The 10,340-nt window shown below is 66.7% G+C and carries 7 protein-coding genes; 1 reads left to right on the top strand and 6 read right to left on the bottom strand.

The window, feature by feature from the left end:
- Nucleotides 1–479: 479 nt before the first annotated feature.
- The 3 genes from aqpZ to G3446_RS24460 form a co-directional block, all read right to left on the bottom strand.
- Nucleotides 480–1,214 (bottom strand): aquaporin Z, encoded by a 735-nt coding sequence (gene aqpZ / locus G3446_RS24450; protein WP_164456247.1) that lies wholly within the window; start codon nucleotides 1,212–1,214, stop codon nucleotides 480–482.
- Nucleotides 1,215–1,348: 134 nt separating this feature from the next.
- Entirely contained in the window at nucleotides 1,349–2,941 is a 1,593-nt protein-coding gene (locus G3446_RS24455; protein WP_164456249.1) for an arylsulfatase, read from the bottom strand.
- A gap of 97 nt (nucleotides 2,942–3,038) precedes the next feature.
- Nucleotides 3,039–3,296, bottom strand: coding sequence for a hypothetical protein (locus G3446_RS24460; RefSeq protein ID WP_164456251.1), 258 nt, complete (start codon nucleotides 3,294–3,296; stop codon nucleotides 3,039–3,041).
- Nucleotides 3,297–3,517: 221 nt separating this feature from the next.
- Here G3446_RS24460 and G3446_RS24465 point away from each other — a divergent pair, with 221 nt between their 5' ends.
- The gene (locus G3446_RS24465) at nucleotides 3,518–5,131 is read left to right on the top strand and encodes a sigma 54-interacting transcriptional regulator (RefSeq protein ID WP_164456253.1); all 1,614 of its coding nucleotides are present in this window, start codon (nucleotides 3,518–3,520) and stop codon (nucleotides 5,129–5,131) included.
- Between the two features lie 26 nt (nucleotides 5,132–5,157).
- On the opposite strand, the gene G3446_RS24470 is transcribed toward G3446_RS24465, so the two are convergent.
- The 3 genes from G3446_RS24470 to glsA all read right to left on the bottom strand — a co-directional run bounded on the left by G3446_RS24470 (nucleotide 5,158) and on the right by glsA (nucleotide 10,098).
- Nucleotides 5,158–7,461, bottom strand: a complete 2,304-nt coding sequence (locus tag G3446_RS24470) for an SMI1/KNR4 family protein (RefSeq protein ID WP_164456254.1) — start codon at nucleotides 7,459–7,461, stop codon at nucleotides 5,158–5,160.
- Nucleotides 7,462–7,706: 245 nt separating this feature from the next.
- Nucleotides 7,707–8,918: a porin gene (locus G3446_RS24475; protein WP_164456256.1), complete on the bottom strand. Its 1,212-nt coding sequence runs from the start codon at nucleotides 8,916–8,918 to the stop codon at nucleotides 7,707–7,709.
- A 109-nt stretch (nucleotides 8,919–9,027) separates the two neighbouring features.
- Nucleotides 9,028–10,098: a glutaminase A gene (gene glsA, locus G3446_RS24480; protein WP_164456259.1), complete on the bottom strand. Its 1,071-nt coding sequence runs from the start codon at nucleotides 10,096–10,098 to the stop codon at nucleotides 9,028–9,030.
- Between the last annotated feature and the right edge of the window lie 242 nt (nucleotides 10,099–10,340).

Genomic DNA, 10,340 nt, shown 5'->3' on the forward strand with positions numbered 1-10,340 from the left:
TCGAAGTCGATCCTGCCTCGTTTAATTCCAGGGCAGAGTGTGCCACTGAATTGAACGGGGTTTTCGTTCAGGCACTATATAGGTCAGTCCGCTCGGCAGGCGGATGGTGGTGCGGCTGTCGGCGGCGGCCCCGGAGGGCACCGCGCTCGGCAGCGTGGTGCGCGCGAGCGGATCGCTGACGCTGAGTTTTCCCCGCCATTGAGTAAACTGTCACCGGAATTCCTCCATTGAGTAAACTGTCACCGGAATTCCTTGCGTGTCTGTGACCCCGCTCCCCGGGCAATTCCCGCGTCCCCGCAGGTCGGGCAAAGGCAAAAGGCAAGACCTGACACCGTCTTCTGCGTCTTCTGCGTCTTCTGTGGGGGTCGATTCCAAGGACTGGTGTCGCCCTCGCGGGCGACACTCACAGGGAGCTGGGCAAGTTAGGGTCGGCGAGCCTTGCGCAGTCCCTCAAGGTGGTCATTCGGCTCGGTGGGGGGCTACCCGTTGGGCTCCTCGAAGAAGCGATAGATCACGCCCGCAATGGCGGCGCCGACGATGGGGGCGACCCAGAACAGCCAGAGCTGGGTCAGGGCCTTGCCTTCGCCCGAGAAGGCGAGCGCCAGGGCCGGGCCGGTGCTGCGCGCCGGATTGACCGAGGTGTTGGTCACGGGGATGGAGATGAGGTGGATGAGCGTCAGCGCTAGGCCGATTGCCAGGCCGCCCGCCACGGCGGTGCCGCGCTTGTCCGTTACGCCCAGGATGATGAAGAGAAACATCATGGTCATGACGATCTCGGTGACCAGACCCGAGACCATGCCGTAGCCCTGGGGCGAGAGCTCGCCATAGCCATTGACCGCCAGGCTGCTGGCGGTCAGCTCGAAGGTCGCCTGACCTTCCTTGAACAACCCCATGTCGGCGGCGACGAAGAGGATGAGGAAGGCGGCGATGATGGCGCCAATGGTTTGGGCGATCACATAGACCGGCAGGTCGGCGAAGCTGAAGCGCCCACCCACGGCAAGACCGACCGACACGGCTGGATTCAAATGACAGCCCGAGATATGGCCGATGGCATAGGCCATGGTCAGGACGGTGAGGCCGAAGGCGAAGGCGACGCCGAGATAGCCGATCCCCACATCGGGCACGCCCGCGGCGAAAACGGCGGCACCGCAGCCGCCCAGTACCAGCCAGAAGGTGCCGATGAGCTCGGCGAGTCCGCGTTTCATCAGTGACATAACAACTTTCCTCGTTTCGTTTAGGGCAACTTGCCATGCTCGAAATGGCTTTGCGATCGGATTGCGTTGGACGTTCCCATGGCGTTCCCCATGCGGGATCGAAGGACATCCCTGTCCGTTGAGCCGGCGCTAGATCAGTGCGCGGTGGAACTGGTCAGCTTCTCCATCACCTTGTCCAGACTAAAGCTCGCCGCCTTCTGACGCGGCGGGAACTCCTTGAAGGTCATCAGGAACTTGGCGACGTAATCCTGTGCCGGCAGCAGCAGATAAGGTCGATCCAGGAACCAGTCGTCATAGGTGTTGGAGGTGACCATGCCGCGCTCGTAGGGATCGCGGCGCAGGTTCTCGATCAGCGGGACGCGCAGCGGCACGAAAGGCTCGCGCCAGGCCTGGAAGGTCGCCTCGGCGCGCTGCTCCAGGAAGATGGCCTTCCAGTCGTTGTAGCGCAGGGCGGTCAGGTCGCCATCGTCGGAGAAGTAGAAGATCTCCTTGCGTGGGCTCTCCTCCGTCTCGCCGGTCAGCAGCGGCAGGATGTTGTAGCCGTCGAGGTGGACCCTGTAGTCGCGCCCGATGGCCTGATAACCGCTCAGGAGCTTCTCCTTGATCTCGGGCTCGCCGGCGATGGCCGCGAAGGTCGGCAGCCAATCCATGTGATGGACGATCTCGTTGCTCCAGGTGCCGGCCTTGATCTTGCCGGGCCAGCGCACCATGGCGGGCACGCGCCAGCCGCCTTCCCAGTTGGTGTTCTTCTCGCCGCGGAAGGGCGTCATGGCGGCATCCGGCCAGGTGTTCATGTGCGGGCCGTTGTCGGTGGAGTAGAAGACGACGGTATTGTCGGCGATGCCGAGCTCGTCGAGCTTCTTGAGGAACTTGCCGATGTGCATGTCGTGCTCGACCATGCCGTCGGAGTATTCGTCCTGGCCCGAGATGCCGCGCAGCTCGTCCTTGACGTGGGTGCGGAAGTGCATGCGGGTGCCGTTCCACCAGACGAACCAGGGCTTGCCGGCCTTGGTCTGCTCCTCGATGAAGGCGAGCGCGCGCTCGGAGGTCTCGTCGTCCACTGTCTCCATGCGTTTCTTGGTGAGCGGACCTGTGTCCTCGATCTTCTGGGTGCCGTCAGGCTGAGCCCAGGAATGGATGACGCCGCGCGGGCCATAACGCTTGCGGAACTCGGGATCCTTCGGGTAGTCCTCGTTCTCCGGCTCTTCCTCGGCGTTGAGGTGATAGAGGTTGCCGAAGAACTCGTCGAAGCCGTGGTTGGTCGGCAGCATTTCGTTCTGGTCGCCGAGGTGGTTTTTGCCGAATTGACCGGTGGCGTAGCCTTGGGCCTTCAAGATGCCGGCGATGGTTGGATCCTCGACCTGCATCCCCTCTTCGGCACCAGGGAGACCCACCTTGGAGAGACCCGTGCGGAAGACGCTCTGACCCGTGATGAAGGAAGAGCGCCCGGCGGTGCAGGACTGCTCGCCATAGTAGTCGGTGAAGGTCATGCCTTCAGACGCGATGCGGTCGATGTTGGGGGTCCGATAGCCCATCAGGCCATGGGTGAAATAGGAGATGTTCGATTGGCCGATGTCGTCGCCCCAGACGACCAGGATGTTGGGCTTGTCGGCCGCCGTGGCTGACGACAGGACCCCCAAGGCGGTCAGTGCTAGTCCGAGCGCACCGACGAGTCGGCCCCGGCGGTGCCTGAGCCGATCAGGCTGTTGATCTTCGGGCTGTATCATCTGATTCCTCGCTGCGTTTAGGTTTTGGCTCGGAGACACGCGATGGGCATGCGGTGGAGCTGGCAGGCGACGCCGCTGCCTGTCGTGCGATGACCATTCACTCCGCTGCTCCGCCGAGTCTGAGTGCGACATAGGCGGAGACGCCGGTGAGTCGGACGCCCTGGGTCCGCAGGCGGCGAAGCAGCGCGACGGCGCTTTCGTCCACGCCACGGAGACCTGAGAGATCGAGCTCGAGGCCCTGCAAATCGTCCGCGCAGACCCGCTCCAGCTCCGGAAGATCTTCAGACTGCAAGCGGCCATCGATCTTGAGCATGCGGCGATCTGGCGCATCCGTCGCTGTGATGCGAATGGTCATGCCGACACGTAGCGCAGAAATCGGGCCATGCTCGCCGGGCAGTCGAGTCTTTGTGGTAGCCGGTTGAATCGGCGAGAGATATCCGAGCAAAACACTCGGGTGTGCGCTTGCTATGCTTTTCCTTCGTCACGATATGTCGTGAGCTTGGATGACGACATGTCGTTAGTCGCGATATGTCGTGAGGGAATGGAGTCGAACTTGGACGCTTGCAGGAGAACGCGATGTCGTCGTCGCCGGACATGACTTTGCCCGAGACCTCTGGTGACACCGAGGACGGGCATTTCGAGGATCTCCTGACGCACTTGGCCGTCTCCTTCGTCAATGTCGAGCCATTGGCCCTGGACGAACTGTTGGTCGCCTCGCTGCGGCGGATCGTGCGGTTCCTGGGGGTGGATCGCGGCACCCTCGGTCGCTACGACATGCTGCCGGGCCAGTTGGTGACCACCCATACCTGGGCACTGCCGGGGATCGAGCCCGTCCCTTCGCCGATCGCGGAGGACCGTTTCCCCTATATGGTGGGGCAGATCCGCGCGGGACAGGCGCTGGTTTGGGGCAAGGGCAATCCGCTGCCGCCTGGCGCTGCTGCGGATTTGCAGTCGCTGCGTGCGCTCGGGCTGAGATCTCTCGCCGTCGTCCCGCTGATGAGCGCGCGCGAGGTGCTGGGCTGGCTATCCTTCGCTGCCGTGCGTCGGGAGCACGACTGGTCGGAAGGGCAGGTCCGCCGCTTGGGGCTCATTGCCGGCGTCTTTGCGAACGCCCTGCTCAGGAAGCAGAAGGATCTCGCGCTGGATGCTGCGATGGCGGAGAACCTGGCGCTGCGTCGGCGGGTCGAGGCCGAGAACGCGGTCTGGCGCGAGCAGGTGCTGCACTGCCGTGATTTCGATGATCTCGTCGGCGACAGCCAAGCCTTGCGGCGCGTGCTCATGCAGGTCGAGCAGGTCGCGGCGACGGATAGCACTGTGCTGATCCTCGGCGAGACCGGGACCGGGAAGGACCTGATCGCGACCGCGATCCACGAGCGCAGCCGACGCGCCGATCGCCCGCTGATTCGCGTGAACTGCGCGGCCCTGCCCGCGACGCTCATCGAGAGCGAGCTGTTCGGGCATGAGAAGGGGGCCTTTACTGGCGCCATGTCGCGCAAGATGGGGCGTTTCGAGGTCGCCGACGGTGCGACCATCGTCCTGGATGAGATCGGCGAGCTGCCGCTGGAGCTGCAGGCGAAGCTGCTGCGTGTGCTACAGACCGGCGAATTCGAGCGTCTGGGCTCGACCAAGACGCGCAAGACGGATGCCCGCGTGGTCGCCTCGACGAACCGGGATCTTCAGGCGATGGCCCGCGAGGGCGGCTTCAGGCCGGACCTCTTCTACCGGCTCGGCGTCTTTCCCATCACAGTGCCGCCGCTGCGCGAGCGCAAGGAAGACATTGCCCTGCTGACCGCCTATTTCGTCGACCGGCTGCGCGGCAAGCTCGGTCGGCAAGTCACCCAGATCCCGGACGAGGCGGTCGCCGAGCTGATGGCCTATGACTGGCCCGGCAATGTGCGCGAGCTCGAGAACATCGTCGAGCGCTCCATGATCGTCTCGCCGGGCAGCCGTCTGCAGGTCGACGGTCTCCCGCGACTGGGCGCGGCGTCCTCTGGGGCGTCTGCCGCTGCCCCGTCGTCGGACGACTGGCGAACCCTGTCCGAGGTCGAGCGCGATCACATCTTCAGCGTCTGCGAGCGCTGCGCCTGGCGCATCAACGGCAGGGGCAACGCGGCTGACCGGTTAGGCATCAACCCTAATACGCTGCGCTCGCGGATGCGAAAGCTCGGGATCGAGCGCCCGGGGAGCTGACCCGCCTCGCTCGATCTGCGGGCTGGTCATCTGCACGGGGAGGTGCTCCTGAGCTTTGCGATGGCATAGTGCGCCTCGACGAAGGCGCGGAAGCTCGGGTATCCGGTGGCCATGAGGTCTTGGCTGAGCTGCAGCACGCCCAGCTCGCCGGGCGTCTCCCCCAGGTCCGGGGTCAGCAGGATGAAGTCGTCATAGATCCCGCCGATGCCGATCACCAGCATGTCATCGAGCTGATCGGCGACCAGACCTTTGGGCTCGGCGGCGAAGTCGATGCCGGGCAAGACCAGGATGACGGGGTCATCGCCTTCGTGCTCCGATTCCGACAGGCTTTCCTTCAGGGTCGCGAGCTGCTCGGGCAGCCGTTCGGCCATGGTGGCGACCTCTCTGACCGGAAGTAGCCAGGGCTCGCCCTTGGTGGTCCAGGGATCCTGCAGCCCGTCGCTCTGTGCGAGGAAGGCGCGGTAGCTGGGCGGAAAGGTGAGGCCGAGGCGTCGCTCGGCTTCCGCAATGGCCGTCGCGGAGGCCGGCGCACGCAGGAGCCTTGCCGGTGGCTCGGGCATCCCCTCCGCCGCGTCTTGCCGATCGAGGGGGTCCGATGTCTGGAGCTGAAGGCGGCTGAGCTGATCCAGCAGCTCGGCCCACGCAAGGCTGTGAGCCTCCTCCTGCAAACGCTCGAGCTGCGAAGGCTCGGCCTGGAAGCCGGCCTTGACCAGGGTCATCCAGTCGCTGCCGAAGCCGGGTGCGGCGGCGAGCGGGACGAGGAAGAGCCCCAGATAGACACTGAGCAGCAGTGCTCGGGTCGCCGCCGCGGGCGGCTTGAGCGCGAGCGTGTCGAGCATCTCCTGCAGTGCCCGGGCCTTCTTGACGACGGGGCGATAGCGCTTGCCGTGGGCATCCTCGACCTGGATCGCCAGCGCGATCCGCCCCAGCTCATCCTCTGGTTTTCCCGCCTTCTCCCAAAGATCTTGCAGCTCACGCAGGCGCCGGCGTCGGCGCCACAGCAGGATGGCGCCGATCAGCGGAGCCAGTCCGATCAGGGCGAGGACGGGGTCGAGCGCGATGCCCGCCCAGAAGAGCGCGCCCGCGCCCAGCAGCTCGAAGATGACGATGAGCACCAGCCAGCGCGGCGGAATCAGCGCCTTGACGAGCTGGCCACCGTCGAGCGGGGCCAGTGGCAGCAGATTCAGATAGTTGAGGATGAGGAGCACGACGCCCATGGCCAGCATGGGCTCCTGGTGAGGACTGCCGCTGGCGAGAGAGACCAGCAGCCAGCCCAGCAGGATGCCGGGCACGGGGCCCATCAGGCTCACGAAGGCGCGGTTGGCCGCCGTCGGGCGGCGCTCCACCCCGGTCGCCAGGCCGCCGAGCAGCGGCAGCATCATGATCTGGAGATTTTGATAGCCCAGCCAGCGCATGGCCAGGTAGTGCCCGAGCTCGTGGAAAACGACCGCGGCGAGGAGCAGCGTGGTGAGCAGCCAATCCCAGAGGATGCCGCCCGCGATCAGGAAGCCGAGGGCGGTCAGGCTGAAGAGTCCCCACTGCACCCAGGGCGTCGGCGTGAGCCGCTGCGCCTTGCGCCATTGCTGGAAGAGCAGCGCAGCGTGCTCGGGCTTCAGGGGCTCGGACTCGGGTCGTGGCTGCACGACCTGGCCGCGCAGACTCCGCCAGATAAACCCCAGGGCCGTGCGCAGGCGCGGTACCAAGCCTCCCTCCGGGTGGGCGGCCACCAGCTTTGCGTCTTGCAGCCAACGGATGTTGGCGACCTCGAAGGCATTCATGCGCGCGATCACATCCTCGGCGTCGCCCCAGAGGGCGAGCTGGTCCTCGCGTGCCGCCAGGATCATCCGGTGCGCGTCCAGCAGGTCTGCGAGGCTCGTCGCCACGGTGACGATGCCCATCGCCAAGGACTCCGGCGGACGTGGGAACAGCTCCGGGAGCCGGTCGGCGGTCGCGAGGATGGTGCCGCTGGACTCCAGGGAGAAGAGGGCCACACCACAGCGGTCGGGCCAGGCGAAGACTTGAGGCGGCAGGACGCGGGCGACCACCGGCTCGGAGCCGTGCTTGTAGAAGCGCGCCAGCTCGGGCGCCAGGGTCTCGCGCGGCGCGAATTCGGTCCTACACCAGCAGAGATGCTCGAAGCCCAGATCGCGTAGCTCGGCATCTGTGTCCGCGAAGGCCGGCTGCCAGCCCGGCGGGATATCCACCGACTGGACCGCCAAGAACCTCGCCCGCTCGGCGACGCGGGTCGCCAGAATGAGGCGCAGCACCAAGAGCAGGGTGATCCAGAGGATGGCGAGGAGCGGAGCCCAGTCGGAGAGCAGGTTGTCCATGAGGCGAGATCCTTGGATCCGGTCGAAGCGGGCAGCGCGCCGCGGCTGCTCGGGGCGTCAGTGTGTGGCTTGGCTGGGTCGTTCATGGTGCGCTGGTGGCCGGCGTCCTGCTGTGCCTTGGTCCGCACTTTGGCCGTTTCCCGTCTGCGGGTCCGTCGCTGGAGGAGCCCGCTTGCGGGCGACCGATAGGTCCTGAGCGGAGCGCCGCGAAGCCCGCAGGCCTGCAGCGCGCCGCCGCTCCGATCTCAGAAATTCCAGCGCAGGCCCACCGTGAGGACGTTCTCGAGGTGGCTGCCGTCTTCGTCGATACTGGACTCCAGCTTGAGGTTCCCGTAGACATAGCGCTCGAAGTCCTTGAGTGCGTAGCGCAGGCCAACCACGCCATACTTCAGCCGATAGTCGCCAGCAAGCGGCTGTCCGCCATCTGGCTGGAGCCAGTTCCATCCGAGGGTGCCCCACCAGCGTCCGGACAGGCGGCGCTGGGCGTAGAGCTCCCAGCCGCGTCCGTCGAAGTAGCGGCCTTGATCCGTGGTCTCATGATTGCGCAGCCGTGCGAAGACGGTGCCGAGGTACCAGTCGTCGTCCAGCCAGCGCGCGCCGATCGCCAGTGCTTCGGCATTTCCATGAATGCCGAGGGCGCGCAGGCCCCCGTTACTCTGCTCTGGGATCTCCGCATGGTGGTAGGCGACACCGAGCGAGAAATCCTTGGTCGTCGCGAGGAGGGTGCTGATACCCAAGGCGAGGCCATAGTGTGCGCTCCAGGCGTCTGGGATGGCCTGGCCGTTCTGTACCTGGACGTTGAGACTCAGGGGCTCGAAGCCCAGGAGTCTCGGCAAGAGGTCGAGCTGGATGCGGGTTTGAATGGCGTCGTCGGCGCGGCCCGTGCCTGTGCGGCCGCCGTCCGTGCCCGCGTTGTAGGTCCCGGCGGCTTGTCCGCCGGTGCCGGCGAAACGGTCGGTGAAGCTGGTGACCTTGTAGTAGACGGACCAGGTCTTGCCGAGCACCAGGAAGAGGTTGGGCGATTCGTAGCTGAGGTAATGGAGACGAGGAAAGAAGCTGTCGCCGCGCCCCCCGGACGGGGAATTGCCGTTCGCCAGGGCGGAGACCTCGTCGAGCAGCTTGAATCCGGCCTCGCCACGGGCCGAGATCCAGCGCTGGGGAAAGAGCTGATAGCGGCCCTGGATGCCGACCCTGGAGCTGCCGTCTTCGATGCCTTGCCGCTCGGGCGTCGCGCGATAGCGCACCCGCAGGCTGCCATAGACGGAGAGCGCGTTGGGCTCTTTCGCCGGGGTCTTCGCGGGCGTGGTCTCTGCTGCTCGCTGAATGCTTTGCTGACGCTTGGTTAGGGGGTCTTCCTCGGCCTCCTCCTCGCGCGCACGGGCGGGTGTGTCCTCGAGTACGGCAGGGCCCGTTGGCCGCTCTTGTGGCGGCGGATCGACCGCCGCCACCGAGCTCACGCACGCGCCGAGTGCCAGGCCGATCGCGGCGACCGGCCAGCTGGAAGCGCCTCCAAGTCGGGCAGCTGGCCGACTCGAGCGCGCCAGCTCTGTGCAAGGCCAGCGGGACTCAGTCACGCAGCAGGCGGTCGATCGAGTGGAGCCGCCACTGGTCCACCAGGCGCTCGATCGCCAGGGCCCCGCGCACGCTGTTGCCCGCCGCATCCAGACGAGGGGAGTAGGCGACGATGGCGCCCCAGCCCGGGACGACGGCCAGGATGGCGCCGCTGACGCCGCTCTTGGCGGGCAGCCCGACGCGGGTCCACCAGAGCCCGCTGTGCTCGTACATCCCGGCGATCACCATGACCGAGAGGACGGCGCGCACCGTCTCGTGGCTCAGGACGCGCGTGTCGCTCCCCGGCTTGACCCCGTCGTTGGCGAGCGTGGCCCCCATGCGCGCCAGATCCTCGACCGTCACCCCGACGATGCAGGCCTCGAGATAGCGGTCGGTGACGTCGTCGACGTCGCCCTCGAGCCGGCCGGCCGCCTTCATCTGGTAGGCCAGGGTGTAGGTCAGCGCGCGCGGCTGGGCGCGCCAGGCCTCGTTGATCGCCAGCGGCCGATCGGCCAGGGCGGAGTAGAGGGCGACCACGGCGCCGATCTTCTCCTCCGGACCGTCGCCTTGGACGAAGCTGTGGGTGGCGATGGCGCCCGCGTTGACCAGGGGGTTCTGCTCCGTGGTGTCGCGCACGGCCCCGGCCGCGACATCGTTGTAGGGCATGCCGGTGGCGCTGACGCCGACCTTGTCGACCAGGAAGCCGATGCCGCGCTGCTCGACCGCGAGCGCGAAGGTGAAGGGCTTGGAGATGGACATGAGCGGGAAGCGGGTCTCGGCCCGTCCCGCATTCAGGGTGCGGCCATCGACCAAGGCCACGGCGATGGCGAAGTCGTCCGGGACTGTCCCTTCGACGGCGCCCGAGTAGACCTCGCCATCCTTGTTGTCGGCCAGCTCGGCGATGATGGCCTCGGCGTCGCGGCGCATCGCCGCGAGGTCCGGCGCCGTGATGGAGGCTGGGGTTTGGTCCGACGGGATGGGCGATGGCGCGCCCGGATCAGTAGGCGCTTGGAACGCCTGGGGACTGCCCGAGACCAGCAGTCCGAGCACTGGGATGACAAGACGCAGACTGTCGATGGATCTCATGCTCGATCCTCCGTGGAGATTGCACCTGCGCCGATTCGAGGCGGCATCAGGCGAACGATCGTGGGAGCGGGGGGGGGGCCGCCCCCCCGCCCCAATGGACGGCCGGGGGGGGAAAAACCACGCCGCGCGGGGGCCCCCCCCCCGGCGGGCGGGCGACCCGCGGGGGGCGCCCCCCCCCCCCGGGTGGGCCGCGGGGGGAGGGGGGGGGGACACCGCCCCCGGGGGGGGCCGGGGATCACCCC

The sequence above is a fragment of the Thiorhodococcus minor genome (assembly GCF_010820565.1).
In the GTDB taxonomy this organism is placed as follows: Bacteria; Pseudomonadota; Gammaproteobacteria; order Chromatiales; family Chromatiaceae; genus Thiorhodococcus; species Thiorhodococcus minor.

Coding starts and splice junctions, on each gene's coding strand:
- aqpZ (WP_164456247.1), bottom strand. CDS start 1,214: ATGTCACTGATGAAACGCGGACTCGCCGAGCTCATCGGCACCTTCTGG.
- G3446_RS24455 (WP_164456249.1), bottom strand. CDS start 2,941: ATGATACAGCCCGAAGATCAACAGCCTGATCGGCTCAGGCACCGCCGG.
- G3446_RS24460 (WP_164456251.1), bottom strand. CDS start 3,296: ATGACCATTCGCATCACAGCGACGGATGCGCCAGATCGCCGCATGCTC.
- G3446_RS24465 (WP_164456253.1), top strand. CDS start 3,518: ATGTCGTCGTCGCCGGACATGACTTTGCCCGAGACCTCTGGTGACACC.
- G3446_RS24470 (WP_164456254.1), bottom strand. CDS start 7,461: ATGGACAACCTGCTCTCCGACTGGGCTCCGCTCCTCGCCATCCTCTGG.
- glsA (WP_164456259.1), bottom strand. CDS start 10,098: ATGAGATCCATCGACAGTCTGCGTCTTGTCATCCCAGTGCTCGGACTG.